Source organism: Brenneria izbisi, from assembly GCF_025840185.1.
GTDB lineage: Bacteria > Pseudomonadota > Gammaproteobacteria > Enterobacterales > Enterobacteriaceae > Brenneria > Brenneria izbisi.
Genome location: NZ_JAMPJU010000003.1, coordinates 19,709 through 40,174, shown reverse-complemented (window position 1 = coordinate 40,174; position 20,466 = coordinate 19,709). Strand labels below are relative to the sequence as shown.

The window sequence follows — 20,466 nt, the reverse complement described above, 5'->3', positions numbered from 1 at the left end:
TTCTGGCACATAGCTGATTACCAGATTAGATTACGCTCAAATTAGCGAAAGTGCCAGATCAAGTATGAGTCAGTACTCTCCAATTTATTCAACGACACTCTACAACGCTTTCCCATAAACCCGTTCCACATACCGCCCTCGCCCATCCCCATGCCCCAAATCCATTGATACCAGCGAGCGAGCTTCCCGGTTGCTGAAACACTGTTGCCGATAATAACGCATCGCATCCTGCGCCCATGCGTAACGTAGGCTATGCGGCGAGGATTGCCCTTTTAGTCCGGCAAGTGCAGTTTGCGAGCGCCAGCGGTTCATGGCGCTTTTCAGATCCGGTTTATCAATCAGCCGACCATTGCGGGCAGCGGCAACTGCCAGCGCCTGATCCACTGTCTGCGTTAACGCTTCCCGATCCAGAACCCGCGTTTGCCGGGGCCGTCCGCCTTTGGTGCCGAATACCACAGTCAGTTGTTCGTCGCATCGCTCCAGCGCGGCGGCCCATGTCTTGAGCGACTGCGAACACTGCACCGCTTCCTGCGAGCGCAACCCCATCATCCGAGCCAGTTGCAGCGTGAGTGCTAACCCTGCATCTTTCTGTTGCAGGATTGACAGAGCCGCTTGATAGCGCTCCGGCGTAATCGCTTGCCGCGTGCCGTCCCGGCTGGCGCCGCTCAGCCCTAACGCCCTGTTGCTCAATCGGTCCGCATCCGCCAGCTTAGCCCGCCCGGCGGTGCGCAGCATCACCCGCACCGCCGCCGTCTCGTTATGCAACGTACGCAGAGTAATTCCCTGTTCTAACCGCCCGGCGATATAGCATTCGATGTGTTTTGCTTTCAGATGCTGCACCGAGCAGATCTGAATATTCAAAGACAGCAGGTGACTGGCAAGCCGCTCTGCAATTTTTAGTCGGTCGTGTACCGTCTTATGGCTGCCGCCAGCCTGTCGGGCCAACGTCTGCATCTCCCTACTTAATCGTGACATAGAATATCCCCTATTCTTAATAACCTCTGTTCTCCGGCGCATGGCGATTCACGACACGGATTTACCGTGCCGCACTGAACAATACCTGCGCGCCGGAGCGGCAGCGGTTGAGGTATGGCGGGGATATCGGTTATGCACTCAGTGCAGCCGCCTGCATCAGCAGGATGATCCCCTCAGGCTGAAAGCCTGCCTCGGTATCGGTTCAGTCCTCCTCTGATAAGTGGGTTGATGAGAATTGACGCAGAAAATGTGCGTCAGATGACAGGTCGTGCCGGACAGCACCGTGGCGTAAGGGCTGGCGCAGAGATCGTTCGCGGCGTCACTTACAACGGCTTTGCGCCGTATGAAGTGACGCCGCTGCCTCATGGATACATTCGCTGAGGCAGCAAAAGGCCGCAGACGGTTGCGCCAGCTATAAGGAGTGTTGTACGCATCAGTGCGTATGCAAAAAGTAGTTGCTTCACGAAGAACAAACGGGATGCAGCCCTAAGGCATTGGGATAAGTGAGCTACCATCGCCGCAGCGATCACCCGCAAACTGGTAGCGGGACGGGTTGTTGTCGACCACACAGGCTCGGCCTGCGCGTTGCCTTGAAGGTCGTGGCAACGTGGAGTGCTGCTTGCAGCAGCGGTGTGACACTGACAATTTACTGCGCCAAAATCCGTATATCAAGCGGCTAACGCGCTGCGCTTGTTGGCTCCTTACTGGATTTCTATTCCATAGAAATCCAGTGAGGAGCGTCTAAATCCACTAACAGGATGAAAAAAATTTTGTAAATTTTCGCCGGGTGGGTTTTCAATCCACCTCTCCTTCTCCGCCCTGCCCTCGCCCGATATCCTGATAGCGTGAAGGCCAGATCTCTTCCGGCTGTTTTTTCAGTGCATCCGCAATTAAGCGCTCGCCCTTCGGCCAGTGTCGCGTCAACGCGTTCGCCAGCGTGGACGAGGCCAGTCCTGCCTCTCTGGAAACCGCAGCCAGCGTTGTTCCCTGCTTTCTCAAAGATGCAATGATATCAGCAGGATGCCAGTCATTTTTATTCATCGCTCTAACTCCTCTCCATAACGAATCCCGTTAATTATCCTGTTTTGGGATAATTAAATAAATGACTGATATTCGATTTTGGGATATCAGTCAAGGTTAACGAAATGGCGTCAATTTATTCAGAAGAATATCAAAGCGTTATAAAAATGCTTCGGGAAGCCAGAATTAGGAAAGGTATCAGCCAGCAAAGTCTGGCCGAATCGTTAGGCCGACCACAGTCGTTTATCGCTAAAGTCGAAAATGGTGAACGCAGGCTGGATGTTGTGGAATTTGCCTGTATTGCGCATCTGCTATCCATCGATATCGCCACTGTCTTAGAGAAAATAATTAATAAAAAACAATTAAGTAGACATAAACCCTGACCAACCACGAACGCCAATAATCCCATTTTGGGATAAATCAATCCGTCATTGATAGTCAATCCGGTCTTTCTAACGGAATTGATCAGATGGCTTCCATTTACTCCGATGAATATCAACGCGTTATCAAGGCGCTGCGCGAGGCGCGCATAGCGAAAGGGGTCACGCAGGAAAGTCTGGCTCAGGCGCTGGATCGCCCTCAGTCGTTTATCGCCAAGGTCGAAAACGGAGAGCGCCGTTTAGACATCGTCGAATTTGTCCACCTTGCCCGTTTGCTCTCGATCGATCCCATCAGCATCATTGGCAAGATCCCGGCGAAACATAAGCCGCTTAGCGCAAAATAATTTCGCGAAACAACGGCGCGCCTTACGCAGACTGCACCCGGCTATTTGCCGCCACACCAAACGCAGAGACACCTCGCGGCGTGGCGGTTTTCATCACCGTTTCCCCGGCCTCCCACCGATCCAACCTGTCGGCCCATTCCTGCATCATCATCCTCCGCTGCTCAACGTAAACCGCATGGTTATAGGCCGCCCGGATCTTATTAGGATCGGCATGGGATAATTGCACTTCGATCCACTCTTTCGGGTAGCCGAGTTCGTTAAGCGCCGTCGAGATCGTCGCCCGGATACCGTGACCGGTTAGTCGATCTGCATAACCCATACGTTTCAGCGCGCTGTTAAGCGTATTTTCGCTGATGCGCTTTTGCAGGTTATTGCAATTGGCAAGCAGGTAGCGTTGCGCCGGTCGTCGCTTCTGCAAGGTTAAAAGCGCTTTCACGATATCGATGGCCTGTCGCGGCAGCGGCACCACATAAGCCGGAACGCTATTACCCTCCCGGCGCATCCTGACCTGCAACTGCTTAACCGATGCGGGCGGAATAATCCACAGCCCGCGCTTAAGATCGAACTGATTAGGCTCAGCAAGGCGCAACTCGCCGGTACGCACGCCGGTCAACAACAGCAGGCGTAAGCCCTGTTGGGTTGTCTCCTGCCCGTGGTAGTCGCGCAGCTTGCGCAAAAACGACGGTAACTCATCCATGCGCAAAAAGGGATTGTGCGTCACCGGTGGTCGGGGCGCGGCCACAATATCCAGATCGCTGGCCGGATTGTAGCGCACGCCTTTTTCCACTTTAGCGTAGCGGAATAACTGATTCAGCCAGGTACGCACTTTCTCAGCGGTAGTAAACGCTTTACGCCGCTCAATCCGGCGCAGAACTTCCAGAATATGCGACGGCTCTACATCGAAAATCGGCAGACCACCCAGCGACGGCAGTACATCTTTAGCGAAAATGCGATCGATCTGCGACAGCGTGCTTTGTCGTCCGGTTTCCAGACTCAGCGCCTTGAAGTCGCGCCACTGGCGAAATACGGCCGCAAAGGTATTCTGCGCCGCGGCCTTGGATTGCTGGCGGTAGCTACGCGGATCGTTACCCGCAGCCAACTGCGCACGCAGTTCGTCGCGCTGCTGGCGCGCCTGTTTCAGGGAGACGGCGGGATAAGAACCGAGCGAGATGCGCTGCTGTTTACCCTGTAACGAAAAGCGGAAGTGCCATTTCTTCGCGCCTTTACCGGTCACAAACAATGACAGCCCATCGTTATCGTTGAGAGTGTAGGCTTTGCCGGTAGTGCGGGCCTGCCGGGCGACGGCATCGGTTAACGCCATAGGGTATGCCTCCTTCAGTGCTGAAGAGAGGTGTACCGAGCACAGGGAAGCGACTCAGCAAACAATCCGCACCCGTAACGCACCCGATTTTCGTGTACTAATTTGTGTACGACTTCGGCGTGGTTGACGGTGGTTTTCAGTGGATTTCGCTGGAGGCTCAACAGAGCGATTACCCTGTTGAGTCAGAGACCTACAGACATCAATGGACATCTATAGAAAAGAAATTGGAGCGGGAAACGAGACTCGAACTCGCGACCCCGACCTTGGCAAGGTCGTGCTCTACCAACTGAGCTATTCCCGCTTAGGATGACGCGGCACCGGATACGAAATTCTGTATCGGTACGGGGTGCGAATTATACGAGAAATTCCGTCCCCCGCAAGCCCCCGCAAATGAAAAAACGTTTGATTGCCGATAAAAAAATCAAAGCGCTGCTAAAACATACAACATCCGTTCTGAACGACCGTACAGGTTGTATGCCTGACGGTCAATCTGTCCACCAACGCCTGAATCAACTTAAAGCTGGATAAAATGCTCGCGGTAATACGCCAGTTCCGCCAGCGATTCGCGAATATCATCCATTGCCTGATGCGTCCCCTGCTTTTTAAGCCCTGACAGAATTTCGGGTTTCCAACGACGCGCCAACTCTTTGAGCGTGCTGACATCCAGATAACGATAATGGAAATAAGCTTCCAGTTCCGGCATATAACGGAACAGAAAACGGCGATCCTGACCAATACTGTTGCCGCAAATCGGTGATTTACCCGCAGGCACCCACTGTTGCAGGAAAGCCAGGGTAGCCAGTTCCGCCGCGCGTTCGTCAACCGAACTGGCTTTGACGCGCTCAATCAACCCGCTGGCGCCATGTGTGCGCACGTTCCAGTCATCCATCAGCGCGAGTTGGCTGGCGGGTTGATGAACCGCCAGCACTGGCCCTTCCGCCAACACTTTCAAATTGGCATCAGTCACTAATGTCGCAATTTCAATAATACGATCTTGTTCAGGATCCAATCCTGTCATCTCAAGGTCGATCCAGATCAGGTTGTTTTCATCTACCATCGTTGGTATTCCCGTTTCGCTGTGTATTGTTGCCTGTCGGCATTGATTGATAGTCACGCCCACACTGAACACCATCTGGCGGCATCAGTTAATTAAAATCAAATAGGGTGTATTATAGTCGCTTCAATCATCATGGGCGACAACCCTGTCTTATGGCGCTCGTCGTACCCTGACGATCAATGGCGTATTAAGTGAGGCTCAGTGAGCAAAAAGAAACTGTCGAAAGGTCAGCAACGGCGGGTCAGCGCGAACCATCAGCGCCGCCTTAAACATTCAGAAAGCAAGATCGAATGGGAGGATAGCCAACTGGGTGATGCTCAGGAAGGCATTATCATCAGCCGGTTCGGTATGCATGCCGATGTGGAAGCCGAAAACGGTGTGGTGCATCGTTGTAATATCCGTCGCACCATTAAATCATTGGTCACCGGCGATCAAGTCGTGTGGCGGGCCGGCAACGAAGCGCTCTCCGGGATCAGCGGGATCGTTGAAGCCGTTCATCCGCGACATTCCGTCCTGACGCGTCCCGACTATTACGACGGCGTTAAACCGATTGCGGCTAATATCGATCAGATCGTCATCGTTTCGGCCATTTTGCCCGAACTCTCCCTCAATATTATCGATCGTTATCTGGTTGCCTGCGAAACGCTGGAAGTTGAACCGCTGATTGTGCTGAACAAAATCGATCTGCTGGATGAAGAAGCCCACCAGTTCGTTAATGAATTGATGGATATTTACCGGACGCTCAACTATCGCGTACTGATGGTTTCAAGCCATACCCAGGAAGGCATTGCGGAACTGGAACAGGCGTTAACCAGTCGTATCAGTATCTTTGCCGGACAATCCGGGGTCGGCAAATCCAGCCTGCTCAACGCCCTGCTCGCCCTTGATGAAGAGCGTATTCTGGTTAACGAGGTTTCCGATAACTCAGGACTGGGACAACACACCACCACCGCCGCCCGTCTTTATCACTTCCCGCACGGCGGAGACGTGATTGATTCCCCCGGCGTGCGTGAGTTTGGCTTGTGGCATCTGGAACCTGAACAGATCACGCATGGTTTCATTGAGTTCCGGGAATATATCGGCGAGTGTAAATTCCGTGACTGCAAACATGACAACGATCCGGGCTGTGCGATTCATGCCGCCCTTGAGCGCGGCGACATTGCCGCCGAACGCTTCGATAATTATCACCGGATACTGGAAAGCATGGCGCAGGTAAAAACGCGTAAAACCTTTTCCGATACGGATAACTGACATTTATTGTATCCATCGCTACAATGCGCCCCTTTTCTTTTACATCATGGCGCATCACTAACCCAAGAGGCTCACTGTGCTGGATAATATTAAAATCAAATTACAGTATTGGCTTCCCAAAATCTGGCTGACTCGTTTGGCCGGGTGGGGAGCGGATAAACCGGCGGGTAAGCTTACCAAGCTGGTTATCGATCTGTTCGTTCGTCAGTACAAGGTCAATATGCAGGAGGCGCAGCAGCCGGATACTGCCGCCTACCGGACGTTCAATGAATTTTTTGTGCGACCGCTGAAGCCTGAGGTTCGTCCTGTCGATGGTCATACCCATCGTCTTGTTCAGCCAGCTGACGGCCTGTTGTCGCAGTTGGGCCCCATCACGGATGGCAAGCTGATTCAGGCCAAAAACCACCTTTACTCACTGGAAGCGCTGCTTGCCGGCAACTACATCATGGCGGAACTGTTCCGCGATGGCTTATTCGCCACGATATATTTATCGCCCCGCGACTATCACCGCGTCCATATGCCGTGCGACGGCGTGCTGCGCGAAATGATTTACGTGCCGGGCGATTTGTTCTCCGTCAATCTGTTGACCGCGGATAATGTGCCGAATCTGTTTGCCCGTAACGAGCGCGTTATTTGTCTGTTTGATACCGAGTTTGGTCCGCTGGCCCAGATTCTGGTCGGCGCCACCATTGTCGGCAGTATCGAAACCATCTGGGCAGGCACCGTGACGCCGCCGCGGGAAGGCATTATACAACGCTGGACCTACCCGCAAGCAGGCGAAGGCGCGGTTATGCTGGCAAAAGGCCAGGAAATGGGCCGCTTTAAGCTAGGTTCCACCGTCATTAACCTGTTTGCGCCCAACCGGGTGCAGTTTGCCGCGCATCTCAATAGCCTCAGCGTTACCCGCATGGGCGAACCCTTTGCGGAGATGTTGTCTGAAGATCAGGAAACCACGGCGTCACCGGACGAAACGTTGGAACGCACGCCGTCTCACGATGTCCATATTGAGCCAGGCATAACAGACCGTCCGGGCTGAGCGCCGTCAATTCTCCATTGTTGTCAGTGAAAGGTAGACTAAACGTGCGTCTGATTCTGATTTTTTTGCTGAGTTGCTTGTTATCAACCACCGTGTGGGCGGCGCCCAGTGAGGCGCAGTTACGTCAACAGTTGCAACAGGCGGAATCCAATAAAGGCGCAGCCGATCAAGCGCAGATTGTGGAAGAACTGCAATCTGCCCTGAATGCGACACAGGAAATCAAAGCGTCGCGCGAACGTGCGGCGCAATATCAACGTGTTATTGATGATTTTCCCAAGCTGATTCAGGAACTGCGTGGTCAGTTGGCCGCAGAAGACGAAAAACCCTCAGCGGCCGCGAACAATCTTTCGATTAACGATCTTGAGCAACAGATCCTGCAAACCAGTAGCCAGCTACTGGAACAAAGCCGCCAATTGCAGCAGGAGCAGGATCGATTACGTGAAATCAGCGACTCGCTCGGACAGCTTCCCCAACAGCAAACCGAAGCCAGCCGTTCACTGGGTGATATGGAGCGCCGTATCCAGGCTCTCGGCACACCATCGACGCCGCTGGCACAGGCGCAACTGGCGGCGCTTCAGACCGAAGCCGCGCTGCGCAAAAGTCGTGTGGACGAATTGGAACTGGCGCAGTTGTCAGCCAGCAATCGTCAGGAATTATCCCGGTTACGCGCCGAACTGTATAAAAAACGGCATGTTCGGATGGATACGCAGTTACAGTCGCTACGCAGCAATATCAATAGTCTGCGCCAGAAAGAGGCCGAGCAAGCGCTGGAACGCACCGAATTGCTGGCGGAACAGGGCGGCGATTTGCCCAGTGTTATCAGCGCACAGCTACAGGTTAACCGGGAACTGTCCGTCGCGCTGAATCAGCAGGCGCAACGCATGGACTTGATCGCTTCCCAGCAACGTCAAGCCGCCACGCATACGCTTCAGGTCCGTCAGGCGCTGACCACTATCCGGGAACAGGCCCAATGGCTTGACGTCTCGCCGGTATTAGGCGAAACCCTGCGGGCGCAAGTGGCACGATTGCCGGAAATGCCCAAACCACAACTGTTGGACAGCGATATGGCGCAGTTACGCGTCCAGCGTCTGCATTTTGAGGACCTGATCAATCAACCGCATGATATCGAGCAGTCAAAACAGGATGATGGAACGCCGCTGAACGCAACCCAGCGGCGCATTCTGGCGGATCAACTGCGCACCCAGCGCGATTTGCTGACTTCGCTGATTTCCGGTTGCGATACGCAGATTCTGGAGTTAACCAAACTCAAAGTAGCGAATAATCAACTGGAAGATGCGTTGAGAGAGACGAGAGAAGCCGCGCACCGTTATCTCTTCTGGGTGGCCGATGTTGATCCAATCACCTTCGCTTATCCGCTGAAGCTGGTGCAGGATCTGACACGTCTGTTGTCTATGGATACCTTTACCCAACTCAGCAGCGCCATAATCATGATGGTCACCAGCCGCGAAACGGTCATCCCGCTGCTGGGCGCGCTGTTGCTGGTGGGGTTCAGCTTCAGTTCCCGCCGCCACTATCACGCTTTTCTAGAGCGCGCCAGCAGTCGGGTTGGCAAAGTCACTCTCGATCACTTTATGCTGACGCTGCGTACCGTTTTCTGGTCAATCCTGACCGCGCTGCCGTTACCGGTGCTATGGGCCGCGCTGGGCTACGGCTTGCAGAATGCCTGGCCCTACCCGGTTGCGGTGGCGATTGGCGACAGCGTGACCGCCACCGTACCGCTGATGTGGCTGGTCATGATCAGCGCATCATTCGCGCATCCGCAAGGGCTGTTTATCGTCCATTTCCGCTGGTCGCCCGATCGGGTCGCCAGAGCAATGCGCTATTACCGCCTTTCCATTGCGTTTATTGTGCCATTGGTGATGGCGCTCATAACGTTCGAAAAACTGAACGATCGCGAGTTCTCCAGCACGTTGGGTCGCTTGTGCTTCATCCTGCTCTGTATGGCGTTAAGCCTGGTGACCACCAGCTTGAAACGTGCCGGTATTCCGCTCTATCTGGATAAAGAAGGCTCCGGGGAGAACTCGGTCAACCGGGCGATGTGGAACCTGCTGATGTGCGTCCCGCTGGCCGCCGCGCTAGCCGCCTGCATTGGTTATCTGGCGACGGCGCAAGCGCTGCTGGTCAGGCTGGAAACCTCGGTTTCCATCTGGTTTTTCCTGCTGGTCGTCTATCATATTATTCGTCGCTGGATGCTCATTCAGCGACGCCGTATCGCATTCGACCGGGCAAAGCAGCGTCGTTCAGAAATTCTGGCGCAACGGGCCAGAGGTGAAGAAGAACCGCAGTCTGGCGTCCCCCATGAAGGAAATTCAGAAGCGATTGAAGAGCCGGTGGTGGATCTGGATGCGATCAGCGCCAAATCCCTGAAGCTGGTGCGCTCGATCCTGACCTTAATCGCACTGGTTTCCGTTATCGTACTGTGGTCGGAAATTCACTCCGCTTTTGCTTTCCTGGAAAACATCAGCCTGTGGGATGTCAGCAGTACGGTCAAAGGCGTGGAAAGCGTTCAGTCGATTACGCTGGGTTCGGTTCTCATTGCCATACTGATTTTTGTGATTACCGCCCAGTTGGTGCGCAATCTGCCGGCCTTACTGGAACTGGCGGTATTACAGCACCTTGATTTGTCGCCGGGCAGCGGTTATGCCATCACCACCATCAGCAAATATATTCTGATGCTGATCGGTTGTCTGATGGGCTTCTCATTGATGGGGATTGAATGGTCGAAACTACAATGGCTGGTGGCGGCGCTCGGCGTGGGGTTAGGGTTTGGCTTGCAGGAAATCTTCGCCAACTTTATTTCCGGCCTGATTATCCTGTTTGAAAAGCCGATACGTATCGGCGATACCGTCACAATCCGCGACCTCACCGGCAGCGTGATGCGCATTAATACGCGCGCGACCACCATTTCCGACTGGGACCGCAAAGAGATTATCGTACCGAACAAGGCGTTTATTACCGAACAGTTTATTAACTGGTCGCTGTCAGATTCCGTGACGCGCGTGGTTCTGACGGTGCCGGCGCCCGCCGAGGCGGACAGCAAAGTGGTCACCGATTTGCTGCTGGATGCAGTCAACCGCTGTTCGCTGATATTGGAAAATCCGCCGCCGGAAGTTTTTCTGGTCGATTTGCAGCAAGGGATTCAGATTTTCGAACTACGTATTTTCGCCGCGGAAATGGTTCACCGTATGCCGTTGCGCCATGAACTGCACCAGTTGATTCTGGAAAATTACCGTAAACACAATATGGTGCTGCCGTTCCCTCCTTTCCAGGTACGAATGGACAATATCGCGCGTAAAGGAAACACCCTGACATCCAGCAACCGGAGCGCGGGCAGCTTGTAGTTATATACAGTTATATACAAAGAAGAAATAAGGCGGGGAGCCGTTGCCGCCCCGCCTTTTCGCCAAGCAAGATCAGGAGCGCTCGACCGAAAACGCAATCACATCGCTCAGTTTTTCCGCGCCCAACGCCAGCATAATCAGGCGATCAACGCCTAACGCCACGCCCGCGCATTGAGGCAGACCATGCTTGAGCGCGGCCAGCAAGTTTTCATCAATCGGCTGCGGCGGCAAACCGCGTGCCGCACGTTTGCGGTTATCCTGCTCGAAACGCTGACGCTGCTCATCGCAATCCGTCAGTTCACGGAAGCCGTTGGCCAGTTCAATGCCTTTGAAATAGACTTCAAAACGTTCGGCGACACGATGATCCTCGGTGCTGATTTCAGCCAGCGAAGCCTGCGTTGCCGGGAAATGGTAGACAAATGCCGGTTTGTCGCGACCGATGTTCGGTTCGACGCCGAAGGTAAACAGCATTTGCACCAGCGCATCACGATCCGCTTCCCGGCCGGCGATATCGCCCAGCCCCAGCTTTTCCGCCGCTTCACGCAGTTGGGCCTTGTCCACAGACAGCGGATCAATGTCCAGATGTCGCAAAAAAGCCTGTTGATACGAAAGCATTTCCGCACTTTCGCACTCCAATATTTGCTGAAGTAAATCATCGACTTCATTCATCAGTCGGTACATGTCGTAATGCGGCCGATACCATTCCAGCATGGTAAATTCCGGGTTATGGTATCTGCCGGACTCTTCATTACGAAAGCTGCGGCATACTTGAAAAATCGGACCGCTGCCTGCGGCCAGAAGGCGTTTCATGTGGTATTCGGGGCTGGTCATCAAATACAGCGTCATCCCATCCGCAGCGCCCGGCCCAACGAAGCGGGTCTGGAACGGGCATAGATAAACGTCCGTTACCGTCGCCTGGCTCATCGCTGGCGTTTCAACCTCCAGTACCCCACGATCGGTGAAGAAACGCCGGATAGCCGCGACTATCGACGCTCGCTTCAACAAATTAGCGACAGAAGCATCAGGTTGCCAACTTGCCGTCTCGCTCATGGTTCTTACTCCAAACTCAAACAGGTGGGGCAGTCTACCCGCATCAGCGCAGGCAGACAAAAAATTTACAGGAGAAACGTTCAGCAACCGCTTGCATTAGCCGACAACAACGAGGGCGCCGCGCTCCCGGCAATGTGAAAAAGAATCATGATATATCCAGTGAAACATTTTTCCGTACTGCCTGTAAAAGTGTTATTAAAGAAATAAAAGCAGCATTTTTATAAAAATAAGCCGTTCGATCACGTTTTTATCTTTTATTACAGGACACTGTGAAAAAACAACAAAATGCTGGATCACATCAAATTTCATCCGCCAATCATTCGGTATACTTATTTCCATACAAAAAATAGCGTTATGTCTATTCTTAATAAGTTTGCGAATCAATTTTTATAGGGCTACCTGCATAAGACGTTCCGCAGATATATGTGGATATATAAAGATAGCAATGAATAGATATTATATTTTTATTTTAACTTAATTAACTTAAGTAACTGGAGGAATGCAGTGCAAACCTTTAATGCCGATTTGGCCATTATCGGGGCCGGGGGCGCTGGCTTACGAGCGGCGATTGCCGCCGCGGAAGCCAATCCCCAACTGAAAATTGCGCTGATCTCAAAAGTCTACCCGATGCGTAGCCATACCGTGGCGGCAGAAGGCGGATCAGCAGCGGTCACTCAGGATCACGATAGCTTCGATTATCATTTCAACGACACTGTTTCTGGTGGCGACTGGTTGTGTGAACAAGACGTGGTCGAACACTTCGTCAAACACTGTCCTGAAGAAATGATCCAACTGGAACAATGGGGCTGCCCATGGAGCCGTAAACCCGATGGTTCTGTCAACGTTCGCCGGTTTGGTGGAATGAAAATAGAACGTACCTGGTTTGCCGCCGATAAAACCGGCTTCCACATGCTGCATACCTTGTTCCAGACCTCCCTCAAATATCCACAGATCCAACGTTTCGATGAACATTTCGTTCTTGATGTGCTGGTTGATGACGGGCATGCACGCGGTGTCGTCGCCATCAATATGATGGAAGGCTCATTGGTTCAGATCCGCGCCAATGCGGTGGTGATCGCCACCGGTGGAGCGGGACGAGTGTATCGCTACAACACCAATGGCGGCATCGTCACCGGCGACGGTATGGGCATGGCATTCCGCCACGGCGTACCCTTGCGCGATATGGAGTTCGTGCAGTATCACCCGACTGGTCTGCCTGGCTCCGGCATTCTGATGACCGAAGGCTGCCGCGGCGAAGGCGGCATCATGGTCAACAAAGACGGCTACCGTTATCTACAGGATTACGGCATGGGCCCGGAAACGCCGCTGGGCGAGCCGAAAAACAAATACATGGAACTGGGTCCGCGCGATAAGGTTTCTCAGGCCTTCTGGCATGAATGGCGCGCCGGGCGCACCATTTCCACCCCGCTGGGCGATGTGGTCTATCTTGACCTGCGCCACCTCGGTGAGAAGAAACTCAAAGAACGTCTGCCGTTCATCTGCGAACTGGCGAAAGCCTATGTTGGCGTTGATCCGGTTAAAGAACCGATTCCAATCCGTCCTACCGCGCACTACACCATGGGTGGTATTGAAACCGATCAAAACTGCGAAACCCGTATCAAAGGCCTGTTTGCCGTCGGTGAATGTTCGTCTGTCGGTCTGCATGGCGCAAACCGTCTCGGTTCCAACTCGCTGGCTGAACTGGTGGTGTTTGGACGCGTCGCCGGCGAGCAGGCGGTACAGCGCGCACAGTCCGCCGCCCCTGCCAACGGCAGCGCACTTGATGCGCAAACCCGTGATGTCGAACAGCGCCTGAATGATCTGATGAAACAGGAAGGCACGGAAAGCTGGGCGAAAATCCGTGATGAAATGGGCCTGTCCATGGAAGAAGGCTGCGGCATTTATCGTACAACGGAACTGATGCAGAAAACCGTCGATAAACTGGCCGAACTGAAAGAGCGCTTCAAACGGGTGAAAATCACCGACCATTCCAGTGTGTTCAACACCGACCTGCTTTATAACATTGAACTGGGTCATAGTCTGGACGTGGCGGAATGTATGGCGCACTCCGCCATTAACCGTAAAGAATCCCGCGGCGCCCACCAACGTCTGGATGAAGGCTGCACCGAGCGTGACGATGTTAACTTCCTGAAGCATACGCTGGCTTTTTATAACCCTGAAGGTGCGCCACGTCTGGATTACACCGATGTGAAAATCACCAAACTGCCACCGGCCAAACGCGTTTACGGTGCCGAAGGCGACGATGCTCAGGATAAAAGCAAGAAGGAGCAGGCGAATGGCTGAGATGCAAACCCTGAAAATGGAAGTCATGCGCTACAACCCCGAACAGGACAACGCGCCGTATTTTGAGACGTTTGAAGTCCCGTTTAACAAAGAGACTTCCCTGCTGGACGCTCTGGGCTATATCAAGGATAACCTGGCTGCGGATCTCTCCTACCGCTGGTCCTGCCGTATGGCGATCTGTGGTTCCTGCGGCATGATGGTGAACAACGTACCCAAGCTGGCCTGTAAGACCTTCCTGCGTGATTATCAGGACGGGCTGAAGGTTGAGGCGCTGGGTAACTTCCCCATCGAGCGCGACCTGGTGGTCGACATGACGCACTTTATTGAAAGTCTGGAAGCCATCAAGCCTTATATCATCGGCAACGATCGAAAACCGGCTGATGGCCCGAACAAACAAACTCCGGCGCAGATGGCCAAATATCACCAGTTTTCTGGCTGTATTAACTGCGGCCTCTGCTATGCAGCGTGTCCACAGTTTGGTCTGAATCCTGAATTCATTGGCCCGGCGGCGATAACCCTCGCGCACCGTTACAACCTGGATAACCGCGATCACGGTAAAAAAGTGCGTATGCCGCAGTTGAACGGCAGCAACGGGGTCTGGAGTTGTACCTTTGTGGGGTACTGCTCAGAGGTTTGTCCGAAGCATGTGGATCCTGCCGCTGCAATTCAGCAAGGCAAGGTTGAGAGTGCTAAAGACTTCATGATTGCCATGCTGAAACCACAATAAGGGAGGGGCAATAATGACATCCAAACGTAAAGCGTATGTCCGTGACATGTCGCCAACCTGGTGGAAAAAGCTGGGATTCTACCGTTTTTATATGTTGCGTGAAGGTACGGCCTTACCTGCCGTCTGGTTCAGCATCGTATTGATGTGCGGCGTATTCGCCTTGAAGGATGGCCCGGAAAGTTGGGCTGACTTTGTGGGATTCCTGCAAAACCCATTGGTGTTGCTAATCAACATCATTGCTTTGCTCGCGGCGGTGCTGCACACCAAAACCTGGTTTGAACTGGCGCCGAAAGCATCCATCATCGTGATAAAAGATGAGAAAATGGGACCAGAGCCGATCATTAAAGGACTTTGGGCAGTGACCATCGTAGTAACGGTAGCGGTACTGGCTATCGCCTTACTGTTCTGATGAGGAGGAATAACGTGATTAATCAAACGCCAAAACGTTCCGATGAACCCCCTTTCTGGGGTTTGTTCGGCGCCGGTGGTATGTGGAGTGCGTTTTTCGCCCCCGTCATCATCCTGCTGGTTGGTATCCTGCTACCGCTTGGCCTGTTCCCGGATGCGCTGACTTATGAACGCATTGCCGCATTCAGCCAAAGCTTTATTGGCCGCGTTTTTCTGCTGCTGATGATTATCCTGCCGCTCTGGTGTGGTTTGCACCGTCTTCACCACGCCATGCATGATCTGAAAATCCATATTCCCGCCGGGAAATGGGTGTTCTACGGTCTGGCAGCGATCCTGAGCGTCGTGACCATCATTGGTGTTGTCACGCTGTAAGCGGTTTTGTTTTGCAATTAACGGCCTGCCCTGTGCAGGCCGTATTATTTTCTTTCTTGCAAGATTAAAGGGGAATGAGAATTAATCAGGATAAGCCGTTATCCCATAATTTTATCCCGAAACATAAAGAATACCGCGGCCAATAAACATAAACCGGCCCAGATATAATCAGTACGGAAAGGTAAAATAAGAATGGAGAACGGAATAAATACGGAAAGGCTAATCACTTCCTGCAATATTTTTAACTGTCCGGCGGGGGCGACCTGATATCCAATACAGTTTGCCGGAACCTGCAATAAATATTCAAACAGGGCAATTCCCCAACTGACCAATGCGGCAATTAACCCGGTTCGTCCGCTAAAATTACGCCAGTGCCCGTACCAAGCGAAAGTCATATACCCTAAATAATTCGAATTACAGGAAGGCGGCAAGCGAAGGAACCCCGATGAGCTTACATCAGTAAGTGATTCGGGTGACAAATCTGCCAGGAGCAGATTTGAACGCTGCGTGCAGCGGCCCCTTTGGGCTGAATACTGAGCGCAGCCAACGCACCTGCAACTTGAAGTATGACGGGTATAAACACATTACGGAGCGTCAACATATATACAGTGATAACGAGCGGTGACATCGTTTTTCTCCAACTCATCCACCGCCGCATTATGTCGTCGGGCTGAAGAAAACACCATCATAGCGCCTTCCTCACGTTAAAATTTATACGACTTATCTCTTTATTGCGCGCTACGCTGTATCGCTTCCCCGCCGGCTTCAACATCCTGTCCAACACCACGGGTAGTGTTACACCCGACTACGGCAGAGAGAACTAACAGCGAAAAAATAGCGACCAGACTTTTCTTCAACATAGGTTATTCCTTCTTCAATGATAAATAGGTTTCTTAAAAGCAGCAAAAAGACTACCTTCTAAGCGTAGTCAATCCTGCCTGTTTCGTGGAACTTTTCAGAGTGGGGCTTAAAAATATAGAGATAAAAAAAGCCGCCATAAAAATGGCGGCTGCGGCTGGCTTTACATCAAGCGTCAATTATTTGACGCGAGAGACATACTCGCCTGAGCGGGTATCCACTTTGATCACTTCACCGATCTGCACAAACAATGGCACTTTTACCACCGCGCCAGTGCTCAGCGTCGCGGGTTTACCGCCAGTACCAGCGGTATCGCCTTTCAGACCTGGATCGGTATCGACGATTTCCAGTTCGACAAAGTTCGGCGGCGTCACGGAAATCGGCTGACCGTTCCACAACGTCACGATACATTCCGCCTGATCGAGCAGCCATTTGGCGTTGTCGCCAAGCGCTTTCTCATCCGCAGCCAATTGCTCGAACGTTTCATTGTTCATGAAATGCCAGAACTCACCATCGTTGTACAGGTAAGTCAGATTCATATCGATAACATCCGCACCTTCAGCAGAATCCGTGGATTTGAATGTTTTCTCGATCAGCTTGCCAGTCAGCAGACGACGCATTTTCACACGCGCGAAAGCCTGACCTTTACCCGGTTTGACGAACTCACTTGATTCGACGGCATAAGGCTCGCCTTCGAACATGATTTTAAGACCGGAACGGAAATCGTTGCTAGAATAAGTCGCCATAAAGGCCCTCTACATTTGATACTGGTACTAAGCCAAAAAATGGCACACATTGTAACCCTAAATATACCTTCCAGAGAAGATTGGTTGCAGCAACTTGCGGACGTAATTACCGATCCAGAAGAATTACTGCAACTTTTAGCGTTAAGCGACAACGCCAGGCTACGACAAGGCCACGACGCCCGCAGACTTTTCCCGTTGCGTGTTCCCCGCGCTTTTGCCGCACGCATGCAAAAAGGCAATGCGGACGATCCGCTTTTACAGCAGGTGCTCACTTCACGCGCGGAATTTATCGCCACGCCCGGTTTCAGCCATGATCCGCTGGATGAGCAGCACAGCGTCGTTCCGGGGTTACTGCATAAATACCACAACCGCGCGCTGCTGCTGGTAAAAGGCGGCTGTGCGGTCAATTGCCGCTATTGCTTCCGCCGCCATTTTCCCTATCAGGACAACCAGGGCAACAAGACCAATTGGCGTCAGGCATTGGACTATATCCAAGCACACCCGGAACTGGATGAAATCATTTTTTCCGGCGGCGATCCGCTGATGGCGAAAGACCATGAGCTTGCCTGGTTGATTACCGCGCTGGAAAAGATACCGCATCTGAAGCGGCTGCGTATCCACACACGTTTGCCCGTGGTGATCCCGGCACGCATTACCGCTACATTGTGCCAACGCTTATCACAGACATCACTTCAAGTTTTGCTGGTCACGCATATTAACCATCCGCAGGAGATTGATCCTGATTTAACACAAAGTATGGCGCGTTTACGTCGCGCAGGCGTCACGCTGCTGAATCAAAGCGTCCTGCTGCGTGGAGTGAACGATAATGCAGATACGTTGGCAAACCTGAGCAATGCGCTGTTTGACATCGGCATACTGCCTTACTATCTCCACGTACTGGATAAAGTACAGGGAGCGGCGCATTTTATGGTCAGTGATGACGAAGCGCGTGTACTGGTCAAAGAGATGATGAAAAAAGTGTCTGGATATCTGGTTCCGCGCCTGGCGCGCGAAATTGGCGGCGAAGCCAGTAAAACGCCGCTGGATCTGAGACTCAGACAAAGTCAGGACGAGGGCGAATAAAAAACCGGCGCATACCAGAGGTACATTCGCCGGTCTATTCATTGAGCGCCAAACCTCGTCAGTGAAAATGCCTCGCGCTTAGCTTAGGGACATTTGTACACGTCGCCAACCATCTTGCTATCCAGCGGCGCAAAGCTAGACCAGAAGGTTTGGCTTGGGCTGGTTACGCCATACAGGGTATTTCCTCCCATTGCCGCGGCCTTGTTACGCAGATCGTTCGCCGCGCCGCGCATTGAACTGCCATCGCTCTCATTGCCGGAAAACCAGTTGGATTGACTACCGCTGACCTGTCCCAATAACTGGCACTCATTACCCGGTTTGGTATCCGTAAATGTAACAACCTGTCCTGCGGTGCTGAGTTGATTGGTTGTACTACAGCCAGCCAACAAGATGACTGCGGAGATACCCAGTAACATGCGAATCTGCATTTTCCCCTCCATGATATTGAAAAGTTGGCGATTTTCTAACTCAGGCGCGCCATTGTTTGAATCGGTTAATCAGACCATTCGTTGAACTGTCATGACTGGTCACTTCTTTCGCCTCTTCCAGTTCCGGTAAAATACGGTTGGCCAGTTGTTTACCCAATTCCACCCCCCACTGATCGAACGTGAAGATGTTCAGAATCGCGCCCTGGGTAAAGATTTTGTGTTCATACAGTGCGATCAATGCGCCCAGGCTGTAAGGCGTAATCTCGCGCAGCAGAATCGAGTTGGTCGGACGGTTCCCTTCAAAGACTTTGAACGGCGCCACATGCTCGACCTCCTGCGCTGTTTTACCTGCCGCCGCGAATTCCTCATCGACCACTTCGCGGCTCTTACCGAATGCCAGCGCTTCCGTTTGCGCGAAGAAGTTGGACAGCAGTTTGCTATGGTGATCGCTCAGTGGATTATGACTTACCGCCGGTGCGATGAAATCGCACGGAACCAGTTTGGTGCCCTGATGAATCAACTGATAAAACGCATGCTGACCATTGGTGCCCGGTTCACCCCAGATAATCGGGCCGGTCTGATAGTCCACCGGATTGCCATTGCGATCGACGTATTTCCCGTTGGATTCCATATTTCCCTGTTGGAAATAGGCGGCAAAACGGTGCATATACTGGTCGTAGGGCAGAATCGCTTCCGTTTCAGCCCCGAAGAAATTGTTGTACCAAATCCCGATCAACGCCAACAGCACTGGCAGGTTTTGTTCCGCTGGCGTTGAAGCGAAGTGCTTGTCCATGGCATGAGCGCCGCTTAACAGTTGCTCAAAGTTGTCGAATCCCAGCGAAAGAATAATCGACAGACCAATCGCCGACCACAGAGAATAGCGTCCGCCAACCCAGTCCCAGAACTCGAACATGTTGTCGGTATCGATACCGAATTCACTCACTGCTTTCGCATTGGTAGACAAGGCCGCAAAATGTTTGGCGACATGTTTGTCGTCCTGCGCGGTTTTCAGGAACCAGTCACGCGCACTGTGGGCGTTAGTCATGGTTTCCTGTGTGGTAAAGGTTTTGGACGCCACCAGGAACAGAGTGGTTTCAGGGTCCAGCGGCTTCAACGTTTCTGCGATATGCGTGCCGTCCACGTTGGAGACAAAATGCATATTCAGATGATTTTTATACGGTTTCAGCGCTTCTGTCACCATATAGGGACCTAAATCGGAGCCGCCGATACCAATATTCACCACATCGGTGATCGCTTTGCCGGTGTACCCTTTCCAGTCACCGCCGATAACGCGTTCGCTGAACAGTTTCATCTTTTCCAGCACGGCGTTCACTTCCGGCATCACATTCTTGCCATCAACCAGAATCGGCGTGTTACTACGGTTACGCAGCGCGACATGCAGCACGGCGCGCCCTTCTGTCTGATTAATTTTTTCGCCGGAAAACATCGCCTTAATCGCGCCAGCCAAATCCGTTTCCCGCGCCAGCGCCTGGAGTTTTTCCAGCGTTTCCTCTGTAATGCGGTTTTTGGAGTAATCCACGAGCATCTGATCGTCAAAAGTAGCGGAAAACCGGGCGAAACGGTTACTGTCCTGCGCGAACAACTCACTGATTTTCAAGTCTTTAATCACTTCAAAATGTTGCTGTAACGCCTGCCATGCGGCAGTCTGGCTTGGATTGATGTTTTGCATAACGATACTTTCTCTCTCAGCATGAATTCAAAAGTTACTAAATCGATTGTATCC

General features: G+C 52.5%; 21 protein-coding genes and 1 tRNA gene. 11 read left to right on the top strand and 11 right to left on the bottom strand.

Translation table 11 applies throughout. From position 1 onward, the window contains the following. Positions 1-99 precede the first annotated feature (99 nt). The gene (locus NC856_RS05350) at positions 100-975 is read right to left on the bottom strand and encodes an integrase domain-containing protein (RefSeq protein WP_264089405.1); all 876 of its coding nucleotides are present in this window, start codon (positions 973-975) and stop codon (positions 100-102) included. A 228-nt stretch (positions 976-1,203) separates the two neighbouring features. Between NC856_RS05350 and NC856_RS05345 the strand changes: the two genes are divergently transcribed. Next, entirely contained in the window at positions 1,204-1,356 is a 153-nt protein-coding gene (locus NC856_RS05345) for a hypothetical protein (RefSeq protein ID WP_264089404.1), read from the top strand. Between the two features lie 414 nt (positions 1,357-1,770). Here NC856_RS05345 and NC856_RS05340 read toward each other — a convergent pair whose 3' ends face one another. Further along, on the bottom strand, positions 1,771-2,016 hold the full coding sequence (locus tag NC856_RS05340) for a helix-turn-helix domain-containing protein (protein WP_048637331.1): 246 nt from the start codon (positions 2,014-2,016) through the stop codon (positions 1,771-1,773). A 104-nt stretch (positions 2,017-2,120) separates the two neighbouring features. On the opposite strand from NC856_RS05340, the gene NC856_RS05335 reads away from it, so the two are divergent. Together NC856_RS05335 and NC856_RS05330 are read left to right on the top strand one after the other, a co-directional pair. Beyond that, positions 2,121-2,378, top strand: coding sequence for a helix-turn-helix domain-containing protein (locus NC856_RS05335; RefSeq protein WP_264089403.1), 258 nt, complete (start codon positions 2,121-2,123; stop codon positions 2,376-2,378). 86 nt (positions 2,379-2,464) lie between these two features. Continuing rightward, a complete protein-coding gene (locus NC856_RS05330) occupies positions 2,465-2,719 on the top strand; it encodes a helix-turn-helix domain-containing protein (protein WP_048637329.1) in 255 nt (84 codons plus the stop codon). Between the two features lie 22 nt (positions 2,720-2,741). Here NC856_RS05330 and NC856_RS05325 read toward each other — a convergent pair whose 3' ends face one another. The 3 genes from NC856_RS05325 to orn all read right to left on the bottom strand — a co-directional run bounded on the left by NC856_RS05325 (position 2,742) and on the right by orn (position 5,097). After that, positions 2,742-4,040, bottom strand: a complete 1,299-nt coding sequence (locus tag NC856_RS05325; RefSeq protein WP_449727712.1) for a tyrosine-type recombinase/integrase — start codon at positions 4,038-4,040, stop codon at positions 2,742-2,744. Positions 4,041-4,265: 225 nt separating this feature from the next. Then, a tRNA-Gly gene (locus tag NC856_RS05320) sits at positions 4,266-4,341 on the bottom strand. A 213-nt stretch (positions 4,342-4,554) separates the two neighbouring features. Further along, positions 4,555-5,097, bottom strand: coding sequence for an oligoribonuclease (orn, locus tag NC856_RS05315; protein WP_264089402.1), 543 nt, complete (start codon positions 5,095-5,097; stop codon positions 4,555-4,557). A gap of 201 nt (positions 5,098-5,298) precedes the next feature. Here orn and rsgA point away from each other — a divergent pair, with 201 nt between their 5' ends. The 3 genes from rsgA (at position 5,299) to mscM (ending at position 10,746) form a co-directional block, all read left to right on the top strand. Next, positions 5,299-6,348 (top strand): small ribosomal subunit biogenesis GTPase RsgA, encoded by a 1,050-nt coding sequence (rsgA, locus tag NC856_RS05310; RefSeq protein ID WP_264089401.1) that lies wholly within the window; start codon positions 5,299-5,301, stop codon positions 6,346-6,348. Between the two features lie 76 nt (positions 6,349-6,424). Then, entirely contained in the window at positions 6,425-7,384 is a 960-nt protein-coding gene (gene asd, locus NC856_RS05305) for an archaetidylserine decarboxylase (protein WP_264089400.1), read from the top strand. Between the two features lie 44 nt (positions 7,385-7,428). Beyond that, complete coding sequence (mscM, locus tag NC856_RS05300; protein WP_264089399.1) at positions 7,429-10,746, top strand: miniconductance mechanosensitive channel MscM; 3,318 nt, start codon at positions 7,429-7,431, stop codon at positions 10,744-10,746. A gap of 72 nt (positions 10,747-10,818) precedes the next feature. Here mscM and epmA read toward each other — a convergent pair whose 3' ends face one another. Next, the gene (epmA, locus tag NC856_RS05295) at positions 10,819-11,796 is read right to left on the bottom strand and encodes an elongation factor P--(R)-beta-lysine ligase (RefSeq protein ID WP_264089398.1); all 978 of its coding nucleotides are present in this window, start codon (positions 11,794-11,796) and stop codon (positions 10,819-10,821) included. Positions 11,797-12,300: 504 nt separating this feature from the next. On the opposite strand from epmA, the gene frdA reads away from it, so the two are divergent. From frdA to frdD, 4 genes are read left to right on the top strand one after another with little or no spacing between them, the layout of a single operon-like run. Continuing rightward, complete coding sequence (frdA, locus tag NC856_RS05290; protein ID WP_264089397.1) at positions 12,301-14,100, top strand: fumarate reductase (quinol) flavoprotein subunit; 1,800 nt, start codon at positions 12,301-12,303, stop codon at positions 14,098-14,100. Beyond that, the gene (locus NC856_RS05285) at positions 14,093-14,827 is read left to right on the top strand and encodes a succinate dehydrogenase/fumarate reductase iron-sulfur subunit (protein ID WP_264089396.1); all 735 of its coding nucleotides are present in this window, start codon (positions 14,093-14,095) and stop codon (positions 14,825-14,827) included. Before frdA ends, NC856_RS05285 begins: the two co-directional genes overlap by 8 nt. 13 nt (positions 14,828-14,840) lie before the next feature. Continuing rightward, positions 14,841-15,236 carry a fumarate reductase subunit FrdC gene (gene frdC / locus NC856_RS05280; RefSeq protein ID WP_113868450.1) on the top strand — a complete coding sequence of 132 codons (396 nt, stop codon included), beginning with the start codon at positions 14,841-14,843 and terminating at the stop codon, positions 15,234-15,236. Between the two features lie 14 nt (positions 15,237-15,250). Next, a complete protein-coding gene (frdD, locus tag NC856_RS05275; RefSeq protein WP_264089395.1) occupies positions 15,251-15,607 on the top strand; it encodes a fumarate reductase subunit FrdD in 357 nt (118 codons plus the stop codon). A 98-nt stretch (positions 15,608-15,705) separates the two neighbouring features. Here frdD and NC856_RS05270 read toward each other — a convergent pair whose 3' ends face one another. The 3 genes from NC856_RS05270 to efp all read right to left on the bottom strand — a co-directional run bounded on the left by NC856_RS05270 (position 15,706) and on the right by efp (position 17,211). Next, positions 15,706-16,002, bottom strand: a complete 297-nt coding sequence (locus NC856_RS05270; RefSeq protein ID WP_264089394.1) for a DMT family protein — start codon at positions 16,000-16,002, stop codon at positions 15,706-15,708. Between the two features lie 333 nt (positions 16,003-16,335). Next, positions 16,336-16,467, bottom strand: coding sequence for an entericidin A/B family lipoprotein (locus NC856_RS05265; protein WP_264089393.1), 132 nt, complete (start codon positions 16,465-16,467; stop codon positions 16,336-16,338). A 177-nt stretch (positions 16,468-16,644) separates the two neighbouring features. Beyond that, entirely contained in the window at positions 16,645-17,211 is a 567-nt protein-coding gene (gene efp / locus NC856_RS05260) for an elongation factor P (protein WP_264089392.1), read from the bottom strand. 39 nt (positions 17,212-17,250) lie between these two features. On the opposite strand from efp, the gene epmB reads away from it, so the two are divergent. Next, positions 17,251-18,294 (top strand): EF-P beta-lysylation protein EpmB, encoded by a 1,044-nt coding sequence (epmB, locus tag NC856_RS05255; RefSeq protein WP_264089391.1) that lies wholly within the window; start codon positions 17,251-17,253, stop codon positions 18,292-18,294. Positions 18,295-18,377: 83 nt separating this feature from the next. On the opposite strand, the gene NC856_RS05250 is transcribed toward epmB, so the two are convergent. Together NC856_RS05250 and pgi are read right to left on the bottom strand one after the other, a co-directional pair. Next, positions 18,378-18,722 (bottom strand): DUF4156 domain-containing protein, encoded by a 345-nt coding sequence (locus NC856_RS05250; RefSeq protein WP_264089390.1) that lies wholly within the window; start codon positions 18,720-18,722, stop codon positions 18,378-18,380. Between the two features lie 40 nt (positions 18,723-18,762). Continuing rightward, on the bottom strand, positions 18,763-20,412 hold the full coding sequence (pgi, locus tag NC856_RS05245) for a glucose-6-phosphate isomerase (RefSeq protein ID WP_264089389.1): 1,650 nt from the start codon (positions 20,410-20,412) through the stop codon (positions 18,763-18,765). Between the last annotated feature and the right edge of the window lie 54 nt (positions 20,413-20,466).

What these genes read in the sequence shown, in the direction of transcription:
- NC856_RS05350 (WP_264089405.1), bottom strand. Translation starts at nt 975, where the DNA reads ATGTCACGATTAAGTAGGGAGATGCAGACGTTGGCCCGACAGGCTGGC.
- NC856_RS05345 (WP_264089404.1), top strand. Translation starts at nt 1,204, where the DNA reads ATGAGAATTGACGCAGAAAATGTGCGTCAGATGACAGGTCGTGCCGGA.
- NC856_RS05340 (WP_048637331.1), bottom strand. Translation starts at nt 2,016, where the DNA reads ATGAATAAAAATGACTGGCATCCTGCTGATATCATTGCATCTTTGAGA.
- NC856_RS05335 (WP_264089403.1), top strand. Translation starts at nt 2,121, where the DNA reads ATGGCGTCAATTTATTCAGAAGAATATCAAAGCGTTATAAAAATGCTT.
- NC856_RS05330 (WP_048637329.1), top strand. Translation starts at nt 2,465, where the DNA reads ATGGCTTCCATTTACTCCGATGAATATCAACGCGTTATCAAGGCGCTG.
- NC856_RS05325 (WP_449727712.1), bottom strand. Translation starts at nt 4,040, where the DNA reads ATGGCGTTAACCGATGCCGTCGCCCGGCAGGCCCGCACTACCGGCAAA.
- orn (WP_264089402.1), bottom strand. Translation starts at nt 5,097, where the DNA reads ATGGTAGATGAAAACAACCTGATCTGGATCGACCTTGAGATGACAGGA.
- epmA (WP_264089398.1), bottom strand. Translation starts at nt 11,796, where the DNA reads ATGAGCGAGACGGCAAGTTGGCAACCTGATGCTTCTGTCGCTAATTTG.
- NC856_RS05285 (WP_264089396.1), top strand. Translation starts at nt 14,093, where the DNA reads ATGGCTGAGATGCAAACCCTGAAAATGGAAGTCATGCGCTACAACCCC.
- frdC (WP_113868450.1), top strand. Translation starts at nt 14,841, where the DNA reads ATGACATCCAAACGTAAAGCGTATGTCCGTGACATGTCGCCAACCTGG.
- NC856_RS05270 (WP_264089394.1), bottom strand. Translation starts at nt 16,002, where the DNA reads ATGACTTTCGCTTGGTACGGGCACTGGCGTAATTTTAGCGGACGAACC.
- NC856_RS05265 (WP_264089393.1), bottom strand. Translation starts at nt 16,467, where the DNA reads ATGTTGAAGAAAAGTCTGGTCGCTATTTTTTCGCTGTTAGTTCTCTCT.
- efp (WP_264089392.1), bottom strand. Translation starts at nt 17,211, where the DNA reads ATGGCGACTTATTCTAGCAACGATTTCCGTTCCGGTCTTAAAATCATG.
- epmB (WP_264089391.1), top strand. Translation starts at nt 17,251, where the DNA reads ATGGCACACATTGTAACCCTAAATATACCTTCCAGAGAAGATTGGTTG.
- NC856_RS05250 (WP_264089390.1), bottom strand. Translation starts at nt 18,722, where the DNA reads ATGCAGATTCGCATGTTACTGGGTATCTCCGCAGTCATCTTGTTGGCT.
- pgi (WP_264089389.1), bottom strand. Translation starts at nt 20,412, where the DNA reads ATGCAAAACATCAATCCAAGCCAGACTGCCGCATGGCAGGCGTTACAG.